The following is a 20,582-nucleotide window of genomic DNA, read 5'->3' on the forward strand; positions in this document are numbered from 1 at the left end:
GCGGAACCCTTTGTGTGATAAGTTTAACTTATATAGGATCGATCAATCTTTGTGTCCTTTGTGTCTTTGTGGTTCTTCCCACTCCCTCGCCAGCAGGACTGTATCTTAGAATACATTTTACCCACCAAACCTAAGAGAACCGCTAATCTAAGAATAAGCGGCTTAAATGCGTCTTAGCTTAATACAACTCATATTTTAAGAGGGTACAGGGCAAAGAACCGTTATACAAGGGAGTGCGACGGGAAGAACGCAGACCGATTTGTTTAGTCAGTTCTTTGTTTCCCGATAAAATATAGGCTGTCCAACCCTTAAACCTCTGTTTTAAGACATCACCGAAGGATTTATATAAGGCCCCTAATTCTTCGGTATTGCCCAATCTTTTGCCGTAAGGGGGATTACAGAGAATAATCCCTCGATCGCTCGCAGGTTCTAAGTCGGTGATGCTTTGCAAGCTAAAATTAATATGGTCCTGCACTTGACAAAAATAGGCGTTATCCTCGGCCTGATGTAGAACCTCATAATCGGCATCACTAGCATAAATTGGCGCATTTAGCTGAGATTTTTGTTTTTCTTTAGCTTCCTTAACCAAAGATTGCCATAAATCCGGTTGATAGTCTGGCCATTTCTGAAATCCGAACTGGGAACGAGATAAACCGGGGGCAATATTTAAAGCTTTTAACGTCGCTTCGATGACAATGGTTCCCGAACCACAAAAAGGGTCTAAAAGCGCCATATCATCCTGCCATGCCGATAATTCTACCAAAGCAGCGGCGAGACTTTCTTTCAGAGGTGCGACTCCCATGGCCCGATGATACCCGCGACGATGTAAACTGTGACCAGAACTATCTAAACTAAGCACACAGCGATTTTTCTCGATATGAGCGTTAATTTGCAGGTCGGGGTTTTCTGTATCCACAAAAGAACGGGGATTCCCCTGTTGACGCTGTTGGTCGATAATAGCGTTTTTGATGCTTAAGGCGGTGTAATGGCTGTGATTGAGGCGATCGTTCGTTCCCGTACATTGTACCGCTAAAGTTTCCTCACTGGTGAGATAATCGCGCCAATCAATGGCTTGAATGCCATCATACAGTTCCTTCCCATCCCCACAGGGAATTTCGGCAATGGGAACCAAAACCCGAAAAATAATTCTTGACCAAAGATTGACTCGATAGAGTAGGGCCAGATCTCCCTGAAAATGGACTCCCGTGAATACGGGTTTCACTTCTTTGGCCCCTAGGAATTCTAATTCCCTAGCGGCAATTTCTTCTAGTCCCCTCGCGGTAGTAGCAAAATAGGATCGAGTCATTTCAGTTATCAGTTTTCAGGTTTCAGTTATCAGTGACTAGCACCGGTCGTTGGTAGCTTGAAATCAGAAAGATTTTAATTTTTGTCCCCTTGTAAATTCCCTTTCTGATTTGCTCAAGTCAGTTAAAATCGTCTAATACTAAATCCGTTGAGTATAGGCTACATATCAGGATAGGCAATCATGCAAGAGGCAAAAGGGAGAATAAATAATCAGTTTTTAATAACCGGATTTAGTCTAATGCCACAGGATTTAGTCGATGGGAAAATTTTGCCCAATCACGATCATAACAATCCTCTTTTGTCAAGGCAGAAATGTTTAAGAATTGTGTCCCTGTGGTCATTAGTTTTATCCCGACTCTATGGCTCTCTCCTCTCCCCTGAAGTCTTAACAAGTAATTGAGATGCACGAGCAGCTAATCTACTGGGAAACCCAAAAAATGCGTCTTTGATTGGGATCCCGTCGGGGACTTTGTTCCCCCATCACTTGCCGCGCTTGACTAGGATCAAAGCTGCGAGTAAATTGATCTCGCAATTGATTAACCCGTTCCTCTTTTTCTTGGGCTGCCAAACGCACTTCTTCTAATTTTGTTTGTTGCATCTGTTGGTAGGGTAACAAACGAGCGATCGCAAAAACTGCCGTGATCGAAAGAGCGCTATAGGCAATAATTCGCAGCCAAATCTCGATAACTTGCCAGTTTTGGGATTTATTGCCGCTTTTTGGCTTTTTTTGTGTTTTTTTGTCGGTTTGGTTTCGTGTTCGTGCGGTCATAGATTTATGAGTATAAGTAAAACCGGTCAGAAAAGTGGCTAATTACTTTTAAGTTACACCCAATCACCGATAACTGATAACCGATAACCAAAAAAACCCCAATCGGTCTATCCTATAGGTAGGTCAGACGGGATTAGGGTTTATTGAAAGCGGTTTTACTTATAAAGTTCCGTCGCTAGACGAAAAGCCAAAATCCCGGGGATTAAAGCAATTACCAGAGCGACTAAAACTTGAGTATCAGAAAGCATTGCTGATTATCTCCTCATAAAGATATTCATCCAATACTTTCCGACATCATCGGGGTTCTCTGCATCATTTCGTTACAAGACTTCATATCTCCCCACCCCGATGACGGTTATCTCCCCTAGAAAAGAAAGTTGTAAAAGCGTTAAGCTGAGGTATTGCCATGATTACATTTATTTTTACCTGCGGCCTCAATGTTAGACTCGCTCCTTGATTCATCTCTAACCCTTAGTCTAAAAACCCCGTTAATTCTGTTGGTTCTCATTGCCCTAGAAGCGGTATTATCAGCAGATAACGCCATTGCTCTCGCTTCCATAGCACAGGGATTAGGAGATCATCAGCGTCAACGTCAGGCCTTGAATATTGGCTTAGTTTTCGCCTATATTCTCCGTATGGTCTTGATTCTTACCGCCACCTGGGTGGTTAAATACTGGCAGTTTGAACTTTTGGGAGCAGTATATTTGCTCTGGTTAGTCTTTAATTACTTTGCCTCCCCCGAAGACAAGGATCACACCCATCATAGTCTCCAGTTTCAATCTCTCTGGCAAGCTATCCCCCTAATTGCCGTTACCGATTTAGCTTTTTCCCTTGATAGTGTCACCACTTCCATTGCCGTGGCCGATGATACTTGGTTGATCCTGCTTGGTGGTACGATCGGAGTAGTTACCCTGCGCTTTATGGCGGGTTTATTTATTCGCTGGTTAGAGGAATACACCCACCTAGAAGATGCTGGTTTTGTCACCGTCGGTTTGGTGGGTTTAAGATTGCTGTTGCGGGTGATTAATCCCGATTTTGTGCCGCCAGAATGGATTATGATTAGTTTAATTGCTATCCTCTTTGCTTGGGGTTTCTCAAAACGCAATGATCGAGAACCAGTAGAGAGTGATACCATCCAATCTGATAAATTGCCATAAAATAATCATCAGGAGTCAGTCATCAGTGATCGGATTTGAGTTTTCAGTTCACTGATTACTGTTTACTGTTCACTGTCGGGAGAATCCCTAGTGGTCTGTCAAAGCAATTATGTCGGATAATAGGAATGTAAATAAGCTAACCCCGAAAAACAATGCCAGCCAAACAATACATTGTCTGCTTAACTGAAGATGCCCGAATTAAATTAAAAAGATTGTATCCGTCAATAACATCTTGACAGACCACTAGACATCATTCTAAAAGTCGGCACTCAAGGGGGTACGGGGGAAAGGAATCACATCGCGAATATTGGTCATTCCCGTCATGAATTGTACCAGACGCTCGAATCCTAAACCAAAACCGGCGTGGGGAACGGAACCGTAGCGACGCAGATCTAAATACCACCACAAATCATCGGGATTCATTCCCTGTTCCTGCATTCTTTGGATTAATACATCTAATCGTTCTTCCCGTTGGGAACCGCCGATAATTTCGCCGATCTTGGGTGCTAAAATATCCATAGCAGAAACGGTTTTATTATTGTCATCTAGACGCATATAAAAAGCTTTGATTGTCTTGGGATAATTGGTGACAATCACGGGTTTTTTAAATAGTTCTTCCGCTAGATAACGTTCGTGTTCTGACTGTAAATCTACGCCCCATTCTACCGGAAACTCGAACTGACGATCGGCTTTTTCTAATAACTCGATCGCTTCACTGTAGGTAATCCGGCCAAACTCACTATTAACGATATTCTCGGCCGTACTTAACACCGTTTTATCGATACGTTCGTTAAAAAACTGCAAATCTTCGGGACAATTTTCTAGGACGAATTTAAAGATATATTTCAGAAAAGCTTCCGCTAAATCCTGATCTCCTTCCAGATCACAAAAAGCCATTTCCGGTTCCACCATCCAAAACTCGGCCAGATGACGGGAAGTATTAGAATTTTCGGCGCGAAAAGTCGGGCCAAAAGTGTAAACATTAGATAAAGCCATGGCCATTACTTCCGCTTGTAATTGTCCACTGACGGTTAAATAGGCCCGTTTACCAAAGAAATCCTCGGCAAAATTAGCTGGTTTTTTTAAATCTAAACTGGTGACAGTAAATAATTCTCCCGCACCTTCGCAGTCGTTAGCGGTAATAATGGGAGTATGTACCCAAATAAAGCCCTTTTCTTGGAAAAAAGTGTGTATAGCGGTGGCGCAAGCGTTTCTAACCCGCATTACTGCTCCTAGAGTGTTGGTTCTTGCTCGCAGATGGGCAATGGTTCTCAGAAATTCAAAGGAATGACGTTTCTTTTGTAGGGGATAATCTGGGGGACAGTCACCATAAAGGGTGATTTCGGCCGCTTTTAACTCGATATTTTGCCCTTTACCCGGGGAAGGAACCAAATTTCCCGAAACAGCGATCGCCGTTCCTGTACTAATTGTTTTTAGTACATTGTCATAATCGGGTAAAGTCGGTTCGAGGATAACTTGTAAGTTGGCTAGGGATGAGCCATCATTAACTTCCAGGAAAGTAAATTCTTTTAATTCTCGTTTTGTTCTCACCCAACCCTGCACGGTGACGGATTGATCCGGTTGTCCTGTTTGAAAGATTTCCTTGATTCTGGTAGTCATCGCTTATCCCTATGTTAAGTGGCTGAGTGGAATTAAATATAAGATGAACGTAGGTTGGGTTGAAGCATGAAACCCAACGCCAGATTATGTTACGCTACCGCTAACCCATCCTACAAATAATTGTGTCTCCCTACTTAGAACCAAAGAGTAAGTGGGTGGGTGGAATTAAATATAAGATGAACGTAAGTTGGGTTGAAGCATGAAACCCAACGGCCGATTATGTTACGCTACCGCTAACCCATCCTACAAATAATTGTGCCTCCCTACTTATTTTAGAATAGAAGGTTCAGATCAGGCTAAAATCAATCTCGAACAGGTCTCATGCTTCTGGTGGAAAAATTATTAAGTAAGCCCAAAAGCCGTAAATTAGCGATTTTTTTGGCTTTTATCGGCAGCATTCTCGCTTTACCCTTTCCTATCGCCGGTATTCATAAATTCTATCTCGGTCAACCTCTCTGGGGAATTATCTATCTTCTCCTCTGGCAAACTCCGATTCCCCGGGTGGCTTGCGCGATCGATGCAGTGTGGTATTTAATCCAAGATAACCAATTTTTGGCTAACTATTTTCCCACTGCCACCGCTGCTGCCACTGTACCCAGTTTAGAGCCTAAACAAGTAGAGGCGATCGGGGCAGCTTTAAGGGAATTAGAGAGCCTCCGGCAAGAAGGATTAATTTCTGAGTACGAATTTGAAGAAAAACGGCGACAACTACTATAATGACACCGCAAAACTGGTTAGGACGCACTTTTAACCCTTTAAAAGCCAAAATTAGCAATGATCCCTATTATCGCTTTCGTTCCCTCGATGAGATCGCTATGGCGGCACAATTGGGCATTAAAATTAATGTCAGTCAAGCGGGTGTGGATGATTGGCTGCGATTGCCGGGGATATCCATCCATCAAGCGCGGATGTTGGTGGAATTGTTGGGTATGGGGGTAGAATTGCTTTGTCTTGAAGATCTAGCCGCTGCTTTGAGTGTTCCTGTGGCTAGATTGAAAGCTTGGGAACCGATTCTAGAATTTGCCTATTATAGTCCCGAAAGTCACCTCGCACCCCCTAAAATCAATCCTAACACCGCCTCGATCGAGCAGTTAACCACCCTACCCCTGATCAGCGATAATTTAGCAGCTGCCATTATTAAAAATAGAGAAGAACAGGGATTATTTAAGAATATTGTGGATTTTAAAGGGCGTTTATCCCTAGACGCTCAGGAAATCTCCCAATTAATGCACTTTTTTCAGTTTTAATCCCAAATCCTCAGAACAGGAGTCAGGAGACAGGAGATAGGAGATTATTTTTATTTATTCTCCCCACACCCCACTTCCCACTTCCCAGCAAATCTAAATGTCTTCAGATTCCTCGCCATCACTAGGGGGAACTAGGGCGACAGCAGCGATCGCATCGTCCTCATCGAGTTTTTGTACCCGGATACCTCCGGCCGATCGCGATTGAGGAGTAATCGCATCGACGGATTGACGGATGATAATGCCCCGTTCGGTGATAATCATAAATTCCTCGTTGGGGTTAACAACGTGCAGAGCCGCTAATTTATCGTTCTTTTTGCGGAATTTAATCACTCTGACTCCTAATCCCGCCCGATTTTGCAGACGTAGGAGGGTAACGGGAACCCGTTTTCCTAGTCCTGCCATGGTAATTGCTAACACCCAGGGGCCATTATTAGCCACTTCGGGGTTAATTTCTTCGCTTTCGTCCTCGGTTTCTTCTTGGTTAGATTCAGCGATTTGGGCGACAATTTGACTAGGCAGAATGTCCATACTAATTAATTCGTCACCTGAGCGCAATTTCATCGATTTTACGCCTTTAGTTGCCCTTCCCAAGGAGCGCAATTGTTGACTATCGGCCTTAAAATGAATTGCCATCCCCTGACGAGAACCGATAATGACGCTATCTTCCTCTTTAGCCAAGCGAACCCAACGCAGTTGATCACCGTCTTCGAGAGAAATGGCGATTAAACCGTTCGATCGAATATTACTAAAGGCAGCGAGGGCGGTTTTCTTGATAAATCCCTTTTGTGTGAGCATAATCAGGTAATTATCCTCGCTGAACTCGCTGACTGCCACCACCGAGGTGATTTTCTCCCCTTTGGGAATCTCTAACAGTTGCACGATGGGAACCCCGCGAGCGGTGCGGGAACCGGTGGGGATATGATAGGCATTGAGACTATAGACAACCCCGCGATCGGTGAAAAAGAGGACGCTATCGTGATCGCGGCAGGTGATAAAGTGATCGATGCCGTCGTCTTCTTTCATTTTTGCGCCAGCTTTGCCCCTTGTCGCCCGATTTTGGGACTCAAAGGTATTAACGGGCATTCTTTTGATGTAACCCTGTTCAGTGACGAGAATTAAGGCCTGTTCGTTGGCAATCAGGTCAGTTTCGGCGATTTCTCCTTCCCGTTGTTCAATATGACTGCGACGGGGGGTAGCGTGAATCGTTTTGATCTGTTGCAGTTCTTCCTCGATAATGCTGTCGATCCGTTCTTTTCTGGCTAAAATATCCTGAAGATCGCCGATTTTTGTCAGTAATTCCCCGTGTTCTTGCTGAATTTTCTCCGATTCTAGGGCGGTTAACCGTCGCAGCTGCATTTGTAGGATTGCGTCCGCTTGCACCTCTGAAAGACCAAAATTCTGCACTAATCCCTCTTTTGCACTAGCTGTGTCGGCAGCACTGCGAATCAGGGCAATGACTGCATCGAGACTAGCGAGGGCAATTAGTAAACCCTGAAGGAGATGATCTCTTTCCTCGGCCTTGCGGAGTTCATAACGGGTACGACGGGTGATAACTTCTAGGCGAAAATCGAGGAAAACCCGGAGAAACTCCCTTAAAGTCAGTAATCTCGGTTCGTTATCGACTAATGCCAACATATTCGCCCCAAAATTGGACTGGAGGGGCGTTTGTTTATAAAGATTGTTGAGGACGACGCGGGGATAGGCATCTCGTTTCAGTTCGATCACCACCCGGATGCCGTCGCGATCGCTTTCGTCCCGCACATCGGAAATACCGTCTATTTTGCGATCATTGACCAAATCGGCGATTTTTTCGATTAATGCCGCTTTATTGGTTTGATAGGGCAGTTCGGTGATGATAATAGCATCTCGATCGGGTCTTCCCCTTTGTTCGATGGTTTCAATGGTGGCCACTCCCCGCAGGGTAATGGAACCGCGGCCGGTGGTGTAAGCTTCCTGAATGCCGTCTCTACCGAGGATATGTCCCCCGGTGGGAAAGTCCGGCCCTGGGATATAACGCTGTAATTCCGTATCGGTGAGATCGGGGTTATGGATGAGGGCAACGGTTCCATCGATAATCTCGGCCAGGTTGTGGGGGGGGATATTGGTGGCCATCCCGACGGCGATACCCGATGAGCCATTAATTAGCAGTTGCGGGACTCTAGAGGGTAAAACCACGGGTTCCTGTTGGGAACCATCGAAGTTATCGGCAAAATCGACGGTTTCTGACTCGATATCCTGTAGTAGGGCGTTGGTGGCCAGGGTGTGCAGACGACACTCGGTATAACGCATGGCCGCCGGGGGATCGTTATCGATCGATCCGAAGTTACCATGACCGTTAATCAGGGGATCGCGCATGGAGAAATCCTGGGCCATGCGGACGAGAGCATCGTAAACGGCAGTATCCCCGTGGGGGTGGTATTTTCCTAATACTTCCCCGACGACTCTAGCGCATTTGCGGAAGGGGCGATCGGGGGTTAATCCTAGTTCGTACATCGCGTAAAGAATGCGCCGGTGTACGGGTTTCAGTCCGTCCCTAGCGTCGGGCAAGGCTCGCCCAACGATGACGCTCATGGCGTATTCTAGGTAGGAACGGGACATTTCATTGCTTAAGTCTGTGGGGACGACATGATCCTGGGCGGCGGTCATAGGGGGGTTAACTCCAATAACAAGGCAAAAAAGCGTTTTTGTGATTAAATTCGCTAAAAGTCGGGTTTTTACCCTTTTGATGTGCAGAATATGCCCATTTGTACGACTATTTTACCATAAAATCCCTCTTTTTTGGGGTTTGAGGCGGCACTCAAACTTTTGCCGAAAGTCTCTTCCCTCATTCGGGCCCGATCTTGACACTTTGTGGACTATCTGTCACAATATTGTTATGTAGGACATTTGTTCTTAAAGTAATGGATTTGCAATTGTCATTATTTCTAAATCCTCCAATAAAGTCCGAAAACTATGCACGGGAAAGTTATCTTGATTCCGTTTTTTCTCTTGAGGATTGATGATTCTTGCCCCAATCATCGCCACCACTAAGTTTCTGATTCGGGAGGATTTTTCACTGATTATTTTATCTAAACCCAATTTTTTAATCGTCTCTAAAATAGCCATCACATGACCATGAGGAAGACTTCTAATCACTTCAAAGTGATCGGGAATGCCTTCATTCATTGACAGTTTTGCCCCTTTGAAAGCCAGTTTCAGATTGTTGATATGGCGCTTTTCACGTTACTGAGGTATCGACAAGTTTTGCCAACAAAGGGTTTAAGCCCCTTGCCCATGCCTCATTCTGATGAAAACTGCTATAGTCATTTCAATTAAGATTGAGAATATCAATGCCAGAGTTCATAAGGGTTTAACCAGTCTAGAGTGTATCAGACTTATCTGGAATGACTATATATGACCGCCATTTTAGCCTAAACTTCTCCCACTTGTCTATTAAGAATTACAATAAACATGGGTACATCAAGAAAAGTTAATGGGTGTATCCATTGATGGATAAGGGTTTTTGGCTATTGTAGTAGATATGTATGGGGGAAGTTCAGGAATAGTGATAGAAACAAGAATTAAGCAGATTGCACCGTCCGGCAATCTGCTTTTCATTACTATTCCTAACCTGAGTTCGGTTTAAGGGAATTTTGCCATAGCTTCCACGAAAGAATAGGAGTTTCAGGCTACGGTAGCATCAGGGTTTTAGCTTATCCCGAACTGAGGTTATTCCTAGCTTTTAGAGTTTGAAACCACCTAATCTCAAAGCCTAGTGCTATGCCACCTTGAAAGTCTATTCTACGGTTAGAATACTAGATCGGCCGAGTAGTAGTTGCTAAATAAGGCATCGCTGTTGTTGTAGGAGGAGTTGTAGGCAGAGCCATACTCTGACCCTAGACCATAATAACCGCCATAGGATGAGACATTATAGGTGGTTGAGTAACTGGGTGTCCCGACTCCATCATAGTCCCCACCGCCATCATAGTAGCTGCTGACGTAGATGTTGGTGTTACTGCCACTATAACCCGTATCATAACCATAGTCATAGACGTAGTCGATGGAATAGGAGCCGTAGTTGTAGGTTTCGTTGTAGTAACCAGTCAGGTACTGTCCACTATAGTAGCCTAGAGAACTGTCTCCATAACCGTAACCCGTATAGGAGTCTCCGTTGCCATAGTAGTAGGTGTAACTGAAGTATATGTCGTTGCCACCACTGGTATCGGCCGAGTAGTAGTTGCTAAATAAGGCATCGCTGTTGTTGTAGGAGGAGTTGTAGGCAGAGCCATACTCTGACCCTAGACCATAATAACCGCCATAGGATGAGACATTATAGGTGGTTGAGTAACTGGGTGTCCCGACTCCATCATAGTCCCCACCGCCATCATAGTAGCTGCTGACGTAGATGTTGGTGTTACTGCCACTATAACCCGTATCATAACCATAGTCATAGACGTAGTCGATGGAATAGGAGCCGTAGTTGTAGGTTTCGTTGTAGTAACCAGTCAGGTACTGTCCACTATAGTAGCCTAGAGAACTGTCTCCATAACCATAACCCGTATAGGAGTCTCCGTTGCCATAGTAGTAGGTGTAACTGAAGTATATGTCGTTGCCAGCCATATATTAAATCCTCACCAGATAATGAGAAAAGAAAGTTATGAAACAAGAGATGCCGAGCGTTTTTTATACTAGCCAGACGCTCCGAATCTCAGAGGGGACAGAGGAGTATTTAGGGTTTGAATTAGGTTAGGGACAATTTTCCTCCCCCTCGTCCTATCCTACACCAAATATTAAATGGTAATCTTTAACATTTATGTAGATTATGCTGAAAAAGACTGAAATGCCTATAGGAAAAAGGTTTCGACTCAATAAAGTCTAGAAGAAAGGCACAAAAAAGGGTAACTGCCGAGGCTGACGGGGTGACAAGCAGATTGAAAGTGAGACACTAGGCTTCAACCTCGTTGTCACCCCTTCGGCTAGTTTAGTTGTTCGGGTGACGAAACCCCATCTGGTTTATCAAAAATTCGAGCTAAAAAATCCTCTCCTGGTCGGCAAAAAAGCGGAAAGTGAATATATTTTACTGATCAGGGATAAAGAACAGCAAATAGAAGTTAAAATTAATCTCAGTCCCGAAAATTATCGGCAATTTCTAGAAACCATGACTGAGGAACAATAATGTGGCAGGGAAACCTAGAACTAATTTACAAGCAAAAAAATCTCGCAACCGAGATTAATCACGTCTATGCTACCGCCCCTTTAAAAGTACAAAGACCTTTTTATCCCGAAGGAAAAAACCTTTGTCATACGGTGATTTTACACACTGCGGGGGGAATAGTTGGCGGTGATGTTCTGCAACAAAAAATTCATCTCCAAGCCGCTACTAATGCCCTGATTACCACTGCTTCTGCTGGAAAAGTTTACCAGAGTAACGGTCAGATGGCACAGCAATTAATCGAGATTAAAATCGATGACAATGCCAGTTTAGAATGGCTACCCCAAGAAACAATTATCTTTAATGGTGCGGCATTTCGCCAACATTTACGAGTGGATTTAGGGGAAAATAGCAGTTGGTTGGGATGGGAAATTACCCGTTTTGGTCGCAGTGCGCGAGGGGAGAAATTTTTAGCGGGAGAATGGCATTCTAATTGGGAAATTTGGCGCTCAGGACAACCTTTATGGCTCGATCGATCCTGCCTGTTGGGTGGTAAAATGATCGAGGGATTTTCTGGTTTAAATGATAGCGCCCTGATCGGTACTTTAGTTTATATCGGTCAACCGGTGGGCAGAAATTTAATCGAGAAAGTGAGAGATTTTTCCCTAGAAGGAGAGATGGGAGTTACTAGCACTTTAGGAGATGGTCTTTTATGTCGTTATCGGGGTAATTCTAGCGGTGAAGTGCGACAATGGTTTCAGCAGGTTTGGCAAATTTTAAGGCGAGAAATGAGCGATCGAGAGGCAATTATTCCGCGAGTTTGGTTATCTTGGTAAAAGCGGCGGCTCTCCCCGGTTTGGTGGGTAAAATGTATTCTAAGATACAGTCTTGCGGGCGAGTGAGTGAAACGAACCACTCCAGACACAAAGGACACAGAGATCGATCACTACTATATAAGTTAAACTGATCACACAAAGAATAAGAGAGCCGGGCGGTCAATTTTAATTTTTTCAAGTCACTTGAATGCCTGTATCGGTGATTGGCGCTATCCAAAATTGTAGATCGGGAGCGACGAGAATTTCCCGGGCTTTTTTAACGATGGTTTCCGCCACTTCCTGAGATGAACAGAGAGTAAAAACCGTCGGGCCAGAGCCTGACATCATCGTTCCCAAGCCGCCTAAATCGCCCAGAACCTGTCTTAACTCGGCTACGAGGGGAAATTCGGGTAAAACCACCTTTTCGAGGTCATTGTGGATAAATTTGCCGATAGCGGCTGGTTTTTTCTGGGCGATCGCTTGTACCAAAGCCCCGGAACTCACCTGCTGACGGCGGTGATGAAAGTCCTCTGGAGAAGACAGATAGGTATCTTGAAATTTTTGCCGATAGCTTTGGTAGGCCCAGGGTGTAGAAACGGATAAATGATCGTATTTGGCTAAAATCACCCATAATCCGGTTAGAGGAGCGATCGGATCGAGAATTTCTCCCCTTCCCGTACAGATAACCGTTCCTCCTGTCACACAAAAGGAAGTATCGGATCCCAATCTTGCCGCTAAAGTTTCTAATTCCGGACGGGTTAACCCTAATTCCCAGATTAAATCGATGCCAACTAACACCGCCGCCGCGTTGGTGGAACCCCCCGCTAAACCGGCAGCCACGGGAATATATTTCTCGATGATGATATCGATGCCGCCGTAATTGGCAAAGAGGCGGGGGAATTCCCTCGCCATCAAAGTGGCGGCCCGATGGGCGAGATTACTGCTATCTTGGGGGACGAGGGGATGAGAGCAAAAGAGGCGGAATTCCTGCAATCCGTTGGGCCGGAGAGTGATGCGATCGCATAATGCCACCGTCTGCATCACCATGACTAACTCGTGGAAACCATCAGGGCGATCGCCAACGATTTCTAGATATAAGTTAATTTTAGCGGGGGCTAGAAGGGTATAACTGTGCATTTGTCAAGAAAAAAAATCTAAAATTTTGGTAATTGACCTAATTTTTCCGCCAAGTCAATCCATTGCGATAAACTGAGATCTTCGGCGCGAGCGAGGGGATTAATTTCTAATTGTGTCAGGATTTGGCTTAATCGATCGCTATCCAGACAATTTTTTAGATTATTGCGTAACATTTTGCGCCGGTTGGCAAAACCCCAGCTAATTAAAGTGGACAAAAAGGCAGCATTACTGACATTATTCGGCAAAACACGGGGTAAAAGCTGAATTACCGCCGAATCCACCTGGGGAGGTGGGGAAAAGGCCCGCCGGGGGACATCACAAATCCATTGACAATCGGCAAGGTATTGAATGCGGACGCTGAGAGCGCTGTAAGCTTTGGTGGAGGGGACAGCGACTAATCTTTCGGCGACTTCTTTCTGGACTAAGAGGGTAATACTCTGGTACGGGGGGGTGAAGGGATGGGCGATCGAACCGAGCAGCTTTTCGAGGATCGGACCGGTGATATTATAGGGAATATTAGCCACTACTTTATTAACCGGCGGCAGTTGCTCCGGTTTAAGGCTAAGAAAGTCGCCCGGGATGAGATGAAAGTTATCTTGTTGGCCAAATTTTTTATTTAAAATTGTCCATAGATCTCGATCGATTTCTACAGCGACAACCAATTGAGCGCCATCGAGAAGACGACGGGTTAAAATGCCTGTACCCGGGCCGATTTCTAATACCCGATCCTCTGATTGTAAATTAGCGGCTCCGATGATGCGATCAAGTATCGATTCATCTTTTAACCAATGTTGTCCAAAACGTTTACGCGGTTGAATTTTCATACCTCTATTTTAAAATCAGAGGGTTGTCCTCGACAATAACACCCCTGAAAATATGGGCCATGCGATCGATAACCGCATCAATTATCATAGAGCCTAGACAAAGATAGCAAAAAAATTAGATACAATGTCAGATTTGAACGATGTTTTCGCAATTGTAGCCGGAGCGGTTCCGGGGGCGTTATCTCGTTATCATATTACCGAATGGACAAAAGCAAAATTCGGCTTGCGCTTTCCATCTGGAACCTTTATTATTAACTTAACCGGCTGTCTAGCTATCGGTTTCTTTTTGGCTATTTTACCCAGTTTTCCCTTTTATTCCCACGAACTAGATTTAATGGTGAGAACCGGATTTTTAGGAGCCTATACCACCTTTTCTACCTATAGTTTAGATATCCTGATACTCTGGCGCAATCAACAAAATTTTCTCAGTCTTTTTTTTGCCGTTGCTAGTATCATTTTCGGATTGATTGCCGTGAGAATTGGGGCAGCTATTGCCCAAGTTTTTCTAGGTTAATTCTCCAATTTATTGAATATTGAAGGGCAGGAGAGACAGCATGGATTGTTTCAGAGGACGTTATGGTTTATCCGTGGCGATTGGGGCTATTTTTGGAGCCTTGAGTCGTTTTTATATTGCGAAATTAATTGAAAGTATCTTCGGTCAAGAATGGCAATTTTTTGGGACATTTTTTGTTAATGTTTCTGGCTGTTTAATTATTGGCTATATCTTTACTATAGTCAGGGAAAATATTCGCATAATTTCCCCAGAATTAGGATTGATGGTTGCCACGGGTTTTTGTGGTTCCTATACAACTTTTTCTACCTATAGTTTGGAGGTCAACAAGTTTTTAGAGCGGGGAAACATGACTTTTGGCTTAATTTACTGCTTTGGCAGTGTTCTTGGGGGGATGATGGCGCTTAAAATTGGAGTTATTTTAGCAAGAACAGGTTTTCCTAGATGAGTTATTAAATAGATTTTGCGTCTGATCCCCCCTGCCCCTAGGGTTGATTCATAGTAGGGTTGATTCATGAATCAACCCTACTACCTTAATAAGGGGGGTGTCTGACAACTTTTAACACCTAACTACTTAAGCATCTCAGCACAATTGAGACCATCTTTTTCCTTTTCTACCCAGTCTTAACAAGTGATGTCTCGATTGGTTTGAAACCAACTGCCTTCGAGTAATCTTAGTATATGGACTGTTTTGACATTTTCAGACCCCTAAGGGGTATAGAGGGGTATTTTCCCAAGATTATCGCCCCGATAAAACCCGTTCCACCCGTCACCAAAGCACCCATTGTTAAAACTTTCCCCTGTTTTCACTTCCTATCGGTAATTGAAATTTAATCACTTTAACTCTGTCATTACTATACCTTAAATCTTAGTCAAGATTTAAGCTTTTCTTGATACAATTTGAGGGCGGGTTATCTTAGACTAAGAACAGCCAATCTTCAGTAAAAACACTCCTATGGATACATCTCCAGACACAACTTTTGTTTGTCCGATTATCATCGAAGACGACAGAACAGGATTAGACACAGAAACTATCCGACGGGCTTTAAGGGATAATTTACTCTATATTCAAGGTAAATTACCAGAATTAGCCAGCAAAAACGATCTTTACATGGCCCTAGCCTATACAATCCGTGATCGTTTATTGCATCGTTGGTTAACCACCCAACAAACCTATATAAAAAAAGATGTCAGAACCGTTTGTTATCTCTCGGCCGAATTTTTAGTCGGCCCCCATTTGGCCAATAATTTAATCAATCTCGGCATCTACGAACAAGTCCAAAAAGCTGTCAGCGAATCGGGATTAAAACTAGAACAATTAATTGCCCAGGAAGAAGAACCGGGGTTAGGAAATGGTGGTTTAGGTCGTTTAGCTGCCTGTTATCTCGATTCCCTTTCTACCCTAGAAATTCCAGCTATTGGTTATGGTATTCGCTACGAATTTGGTATCTTTGATCAAGAAATTCACGACGGTTGGCAGGTGGAAATAACCGATAAGTGGTTACAGTATGGAAATCCCTGGGAAATTGCCCGACCGGAATCATCGGTAGAGGTAAAATTTGGCGGTTATACCGAATCCTATACCGACGAAAATGGTAATTATCGCAGTCGTTGGATTCCCGATTATGTAGTCAAAGGAATTCCCTACGATACCCCAATTCTCGGCTATCGAGTTAACACCGCTAATACCATGCGTTTATGGAAATCAGAAGCTTGCGAATCTTTTGATTTTGGTCGCTTTAATCGTGGCGATTATTATGGTGCGGTGGATAATAAAGTTCACTCGGAAAATATCAGTAAAGTTCTCTATCCTAACGATGAACCAATTCAAGGCAAAGAACTGCGTTTAGAACAGCAATATTTCTTTGTTTCCTGTTCTCTACAGGATCTGATTCGTATTCACTTATACGAGAATCCCAGTCTCGATAATTTTCATCAAAAATGGTCGGTACAATTGAATGATACTCACCCTTCCGTCGGGGTAGCTGAGTTAATGCGCTTGTTAATTGATGTGCATCATTTCGATTGGGATAAAGCTTGGTTTATTACTCAAAATACCTTCGCTTATACCAATCATACTCTTTTGCCAGAGGCTTTAGAAAAATGGCCTTTGAGTATTTTTGGTCGTCTTTTACCCCGATTAATGGAAATTATCTACGAAATTAACCATCGTTTCTTGGATAAAATTCGCATTATTTATCCCCATGATGACGGCAAAATGTCCCGTTTGTCTATAATCGATGAAAGCGGCGAAAAATACGTCCGTATGGCTCACCTCGCCTGTGTGGGTTCCCAGGCAATTAATGGGGTGGCAGCCCTCCATACAGAATTACTTAAAAAAGATGTTCTGCGCGACTTCTATGAACTCTTTCCCGAAAAGTTTAGCAACAAAACCAATGGAGTTACTCCCCGGCGCTGGATAGTTTCTAGTAATCCCCGCTTAACTTTTGCCATTACCGAAAAAATCGGCGAAAATTGGATTAAATATCTGGAGGATTTACGCGGTTTAGAAAACTATGTGGATGATGGGGGATTTCGGGACTCTTGGCGACGAATTAAATACGATATTAAGGCAGATTTAGCCAATTATATCGATAAAAAAGTCGGCATTAAAGTTGATCCTAGTACCCTCTTTGATGTCCAGGTAAAACGCATTCACGAATATAAACGGCAACATCTCAACGTTTTGCATATCGTCACTCTCTATCATCGCCTCAAAAATAATCACAATCTTGATATTACCCCCCGTACCTTTATTTTTGGTGGTAAGGCAGCCCCGGGTTATTTTATGGCGAAATTAATCATTAAATTGATTAATTCTGTGGCAGAAGTGATCGACAATGATCCGACAATTGGAGGACTTTTAAAAGTGGTTTTCCTACCTGATTATAATGTCACCTTCGGTCAACGGGTTTATCCGGCTGCCGATTTGTCTGAACAAATTTCCACCGCCGGGAAAGAAGCTTCAGGAACTGGTAATATGAAATTCTCTATGAATGGTGCCTTAACTATCGGCACTCTCGATGGGGCAAATATCGAAATTCGTGAAGAAGTGGGGGCGGAAAATTTCTTTCTTTTTGGCTTGACAACTGAGGAGGTTTATGCTAAGAAGGCCGCTGGTTATAATCCCCAAGAATACTATTACCATAACGAAGAATTGCGGGCAGTATTAGACCTCATTGGTTCGGGATTTTTTAGCCGGGGTGATAGTAGTTTATTCCGCCCGCTTGTGGATAATCTTATCTACAATGATCCCTATATGTTACTGGCCGATTATCAGTCCTATATCGACTGTCAGGAAGGAGTCGGTCGCGCTTATAAAGATCAAGAACATTGGAGTCGTTTAGCGATTCTTAATGTGGCCCGCATGGGAAAATTCTCTAGCGATCGATCGATTCGGGAATATTGCGAGGAAATCTGGCGGATACAACCGGTAAAGATTGAATTACCCGATTATACTCAAGCTAATGCCGGTTTATCGGTAAATTAGAACCAATCTAGGCAGTGGGGCTGTGTTTATCTATCCCACTGCCCACAGGATAACCAGCCTTGGGCGACTCTAATCTAGATTTCTACGGGATTGACGGGGCTCGAACCCGCAACTTCCGCCGTGACAGGGCGGTGCTCTAACCAATTGAACTACAATCCCATTTTTGCGACAATTCTGATTGTAACTTCATCATTAGGGTTATGTCAAGTACCTCTGGGAAAATTTTTTTGAGGGGGAGGGGAAGTGGGAAACAATTCATAACTGGGTTTTTAAAGTTGGATTGGGATCAATCCTGAATTAAAGCCAAAAAATCCCCAATTAGGGACCGGACCTTCTTTACAATGGGATTGTAATTAAGCTTGTTGGGAGCCTGAGCTATGACTAACCCGAATTCGATCGAACAGCTATCGCAGGAATTACTCGATCTAGACCAAGTAGATGCCGATACTGGGGCAGATTTGCGGCAAAAAGCCCAAGAAATCCTCGCTGAAACCAGTATTGACCTCCTGATTCGAGAAGCGATCGCAGATAGTCTCAGTCAAGGCAATCAACTACTTACCCTCAAAACCGTCGGCAGGGAGGAAAGTTACTAGCACATTTGGGGTCAAAAGTCAAGATGAAAGAAAAAATTTTTTTTATCTGGCTGGGGCGATTTTTGGCCTCTTTTGGGCTGTTATCGGGGATAAGTGCCTGTAATTCCCCTCTTTTGATCACTCCTCAAGTTCCCGCCGGTGGTTTAAATAGTTTTGCTCCCGATCAATTTCCCAGTTATAGTGCTGATGGTCGCTATTTAGCCTTCGCTTCCGATCGCTCCGGTCGTCGTAGTATATATTTATTCGATCTGCAAGAAAAGCGCTTAGTTAATCTCCCTAACCTAAATCGTGGCGATTCTAGCCAAGATCAGCCATCCCTGAATGCTGACGGTCGTTTAATTGCCTATATCTCCAGCGAACGCGGTAAAAGTGATGTCATGGTTTATGATCGTTCCCAGTCCCGTGCAACCCTATTAACCGCTAACCTGCGGGGAAGCGTCCGCAATCCCACCATTAGCGGTGATGGTCGCCAAATTGCCTTTGAAACCAACCAAGACGGTCAATGGAATATTGCGATCGTTAACGGACAATTTTAAATTTGTTCTACTCGGTCTTAATCGTTAAAACCTGCGGAGGAGTTGCATCGGGTGGATATAAAAAATTTACCTGTACTACACGCCAATCCCCCGGAGGAATAGTCAGAGTCACTAAAGATTGCCCCTCTTGTCCGCGTCTTTGGACGAGATGGAAAAATCTGCTTTGTGCCTGTCCTTGGTCATCGCTATAATTGACGGCTACTGTTCCCCGAAAAAACACTTGTGGGGCAGCCGGATCGAGAAAACGCAAACCCTGCCCAATAACATCCTCTTTAATCGGTGTTTCTAGCGCAATAGTCACCGTTTTCGCCTCATCACTTCGATTAAATAGAGGTAAACTTAACCCATATTCCACACCGTAATTACCATGAGCTTGATAGGCCGTATCGGGATAGCGAACTAACATACTAGCACTTTGATTTTGTTCCGTTCCCAGTTTGCCCCCGGGTAGGGTACTAATCCCATAGGCTATAGATTGACCAGAATCAGGAATATTTAACCATAAAGAAGCTCGATCGACCAATCGGGCCTGCCAAGCTGAACCTTGGGACACCCCCGCTACCCGTCCATAAATTATCTGTCCTTGACTATGGGGAGGAGTGGGCGCTCGATCTCGCGGAGTCGATAAATCGCCTCTTTCCAGCAAATTTTGCCACTCTGTCAGATTTGGTGGTCTTTCCTGCCCATTTTCGTCTAGGGGCGCATAAAGAGCTAAACTAGCAGCGTAGAGAAGACCGTCACTTTCCAGACGGAGATAAGTGGATCTCCCGTTTAAGGGTGGAGTCAAATCGCGCACGGGAATCGCCGCATTTAAGACCATAAAACTCTCCCCCGCCGGAATAATAATCCTATCGGGAAAAATATCCTGACGCTGCCCCATTAAAATATCCCCCATTACCCGACTTCCCGGCCCGGCAAAAACTGTCCCCTGATTATTTTCCACTTGTGCCGGTAAATCGATAAAAGCTGCATCGGGTTGACTCAAATAACTGGCCCCTTGCAGAATTTTAACGGTGACGGGATTAGGACTAGGATTGTGGAGTAATATCCCCAAATAAAGGGTGCGTAAATTATCGGGAAAATTCCCCCTCGCTACATGGTGGGCAAAAATATCAAAGCGTCCCTGAAAAGCATAATTTAAATGGGCCGAGGGGAAACTTTTCTCTTGGGGGGGAAAAGTGGAAAGCAAAATCCCTTCTCCTAGCAATAATTCGGGACTATTGCTGTTAAAAACGGGAACTTGATCTAGTTGATTCGGCAAAGGACGCACCTGCGCCGGTCGGATTATTTCTACAATAGGAGGAGTTTGGGCAATGGGTAGTAAAAAAGGTAACATCACACAAATTACCATCTCAAGATAATTATTTTTTGATCATAGCATTACTGGCTCGCTCAATTTAGATAGTATTCTGTTTGTCCATATCTAGAGGATTGGTTAATATTTCTT

General features: G+C 44.0%; 18 protein-coding genes, 1 tRNA gene and 2 pseudogenes. 10 read left to right on the forward strand and 11 right to left on the reverse strand.

Annotated elements, in window-relative coordinates:
- Positions 1 to 178 precede the first annotated feature (178 nt).
- The 3 genes from myaer_RS18270 to psaM all read right to left on the reverse strand — a co-directional run bounded on the left by myaer_RS18270 (position 179) and on the right by psaM (position 2,322).
- The gene (locus myaer_RS18270; RefSeq protein WP_046663121.1) at positions 179 to 1,306 is read right to left on the reverse strand and encodes a THUMP domain-containing class I SAM-dependent RNA methyltransferase; all 1,128 of its coding nucleotides are present in this window, start codon (positions 1,304 to 1,306) and stop codon (positions 179 to 181) included.
- A 417-nt stretch (positions 1,307 to 1,723) separates the two neighbouring features.
- Positions 1,724 to 2,074, reverse strand: coding sequence for a hypothetical protein (locus myaer_RS18275; RefSeq protein WP_046663122.1), 351 nt, complete (start codon positions 2,072 to 2,074; stop codon positions 1,724 to 1,726).
- A gap of 155 nt (positions 2,075 to 2,229) precedes the next feature.
- Complete coding sequence (psaM, locus tag myaer_RS18280; protein WP_012264462.1) at positions 2,230 to 2,322, reverse strand: photosystem I reaction center subunit XII; 93 nt, start codon at positions 2,320 to 2,322, stop codon at positions 2,230 to 2,232.
- 189 nt (positions 2,323 to 2,511) lie between these two features.
- Here psaM and myaer_RS18285 point away from each other — a divergent pair, with 189 nt between their 5' ends.
- The gene (locus tag myaer_RS18285; RefSeq protein ID WP_046663123.1) at positions 2,512 to 3,231 is read left to right on the forward strand and encodes a TerC family protein; all 720 of its coding nucleotides are present in this window, start codon (positions 2,512 to 2,514) and stop codon (positions 3,229 to 3,231) included.
- Between the two features lie 255 nt (positions 3,232 to 3,486).
- Here myaer_RS18285 and asnS read toward each other — a convergent pair whose 3' ends face one another.
- On the reverse strand, positions 3,487 to 4,851 hold the full coding sequence (gene asnS / locus myaer_RS18290; protein WP_046663124.1) for an asparagine--tRNA ligase: 1,365 nt from the start codon (positions 4,849 to 4,851) through the stop codon (positions 3,487 to 3,489).
- Positions 4,852 to 5,172: 321 nt separating this feature from the next.
- Between asnS and myaer_RS18295 the strand changes: the two genes are divergently transcribed.
- Together myaer_RS18295 and myaer_RS18300 are read left to right on the forward strand one after the other, a co-directional pair.
- Positions 5,173 to 5,568: an SHOCT domain-containing protein gene (locus myaer_RS18295; protein ID WP_046663125.1), complete on the forward strand. Its 396-nt coding sequence runs from the start codon at positions 5,173 to 5,175 to the stop codon at positions 5,566 to 5,568.
- Positions 5,568 to 6,098 carry a ComEA family DNA-binding protein gene (locus tag myaer_RS18300; protein ID WP_046663126.1) on the forward strand — a complete coding sequence of 177 codons (531 nt, stop codon included), beginning with the start codon at positions 5,568 to 5,570 and terminating at the stop codon, positions 6,096 to 6,098. The genes myaer_RS18295 and myaer_RS18300 overlap by 1 nt, the downstream gene beginning before the upstream one ends.
- A 93-nt stretch (positions 6,099 to 6,191) precedes the next feature.
- On the opposite strand, the gene gyrA is transcribed toward myaer_RS18300, so the two are convergent.
- From gyrA to myaer_RS18315, 3 genes and pseudogenes are all read right to left on the reverse strand, one after another.
- Positions 6,192 to 8,744 carry a DNA gyrase subunit A gene (gene gyrA / locus myaer_RS18305; protein WP_046663127.1) on the reverse strand — a complete coding sequence of 851 codons (2,553 nt, stop codon included), beginning with the start codon at positions 8,742 to 8,744 and terminating at the stop codon, positions 6,192 to 6,194.
- Positions 8,745 to 9,080: 336 nt separating this feature from the next.
- Positions 9,081 to 9,305, reverse strand: a pseudogene (locus myaer_RS22550) (tail length tape measure protein); the annotation flags it as partial.
- Between the two features lie 579 nt (positions 9,306 to 9,884).
- Entirely contained in the window at positions 9,885 to 10,697 is an 813-nt protein-coding gene (locus myaer_RS18315) for a hypothetical protein (RefSeq protein WP_046663129.1), read from the reverse strand.
- Positions 10,698 to 11,055: 358 nt separating this feature from the next.
- Here myaer_RS18315 and myaer_RS18320 point away from each other — a divergent pair.
- Positions 11,056 to 11,253 (forward strand): annotated as a pseudogene (locus tag myaer_RS18320) (hypothetical protein); the annotation flags it as partial.
- Positions 11,253 to 12,065, forward strand: coding sequence for an urease accessory protein UreD (locus myaer_RS18325; protein ID WP_046663130.1), 813 nt, complete (start codon positions 11,253 to 11,255; stop codon positions 12,063 to 12,065). The pseudogene myaer_RS18320 and the gene myaer_RS18325, both read left to right, overlap by 1 nt.
- A 174-nt stretch (positions 12,066 to 12,239) precedes the next feature.
- Here myaer_RS18325 and ispE read toward each other — a convergent pair whose 3' ends face one another.
- Complete coding sequence (gene ispE / locus myaer_RS18330) at positions 12,240 to 13,181, reverse strand: 4-(cytidine 5'-diphospho)-2-C-methyl-D-erythritol kinase (protein WP_046663131.1); 942 nt, start codon at positions 13,179 to 13,181, stop codon at positions 12,240 to 12,242.
- A gap of 17 nt (positions 13,182 to 13,198) precedes the next feature.
- Entirely contained in the window at positions 13,199 to 14,005 is an 807-nt protein-coding gene (rsmA, locus tag myaer_RS18335) for a 16S rRNA (adenine(1518)-N(6)/adenine(1519)-N(6))-dimethyltransferase RsmA (protein WP_046663132.1), read from the reverse strand.
- Positions 14,006 to 14,129: 124 nt separating this feature from the next.
- On the opposite strand from rsmA, the gene crcB (myaer_RS18340) reads away from it, so the two are divergent.
- The 3 genes from crcB (myaer_RS18340) (at position 14,130) to myaer_RS18350 (ending at position 18,006) form a co-directional block, all read left to right on the forward strand.
- Complete coding sequence (gene crcB / locus myaer_RS18340) at positions 14,130 to 14,519, forward strand: fluoride efflux transporter CrcB (RefSeq protein ID WP_046663133.1); 390 nt, start codon at positions 14,130 to 14,132, stop codon at positions 14,517 to 14,519.
- A gap of 40 nt (positions 14,520 to 14,559) precedes the next feature.
- A complete protein-coding gene (gene crcB / locus myaer_RS18345) occupies positions 14,560 to 14,964 on the forward strand; it encodes a fluoride efflux transporter CrcB (protein ID WP_046663134.1) in 405 nt (134 codons plus the stop codon).
- 507 nt (positions 14,965 to 15,471) lie between these two features.
- Positions 15,472 to 18,006 carry a glycogen/starch/alpha-glucan phosphorylase gene (locus myaer_RS18350; RefSeq protein WP_046663135.1) on the forward strand — a complete coding sequence of 845 codons (2,535 nt, stop codon included), beginning with the start codon at positions 15,472 to 15,474 and terminating at the stop codon, positions 18,004 to 18,006.
- An 85-nt stretch (positions 18,007 to 18,091) separates the two neighbouring features.
- On the opposite strand, the gene myaer_RS18355 is transcribed toward myaer_RS18350, so the two are convergent.
- Positions 18,092 to 18,165 (reverse strand) — tRNA-Asp (locus myaer_RS18355).
- Between the two features lie 218 nt (positions 18,166 to 18,383).
- Here myaer_RS18355 and myaer_RS18360 point away from each other — a divergent pair.
- Together myaer_RS18360 and myaer_RS18365 are read left to right on the forward strand one after the other, a co-directional pair.
- On the forward strand, positions 18,384 to 18,599 hold the full coding sequence (locus tag myaer_RS18360; RefSeq protein ID WP_046663136.1) for a hypothetical protein: 216 nt from the start codon (positions 18,384 to 18,386) through the stop codon (positions 18,597 to 18,599).
- Positions 18,600 to 18,622: 23 nt separating this feature from the next.
- Complete coding sequence (locus myaer_RS18365) at positions 18,623 to 19,135, forward strand: TolB family protein (RefSeq protein ID WP_046663137.1); 513 nt, start codon at positions 18,623 to 18,625, stop codon at positions 19,133 to 19,135.
- A gap of 7 nt (positions 19,136 to 19,142) precedes the next feature.
- On the opposite strand, the gene myaer_RS18370 is transcribed toward myaer_RS18365, so the two are convergent.
- On the reverse strand, positions 19,143 to 20,486 hold the full coding sequence (locus tag myaer_RS18370; protein ID WP_046663138.1) for a DUF3370 domain-containing protein: 1,344 nt from the start codon (positions 20,484 to 20,486) through the stop codon (positions 19,143 to 19,145).
- Positions 20,487 to 20,582 lie beyond the last annotated feature (96 nt).

Source organism: Microcystis aeruginosa NIES-2549, from assembly GCF_000981785.2.
Lineage (GTDB): Bacteria > Cyanobacteriota > Cyanobacteriia > Cyanobacteriales > Microcystaceae > Microcystis > Microcystis aeruginosa_C.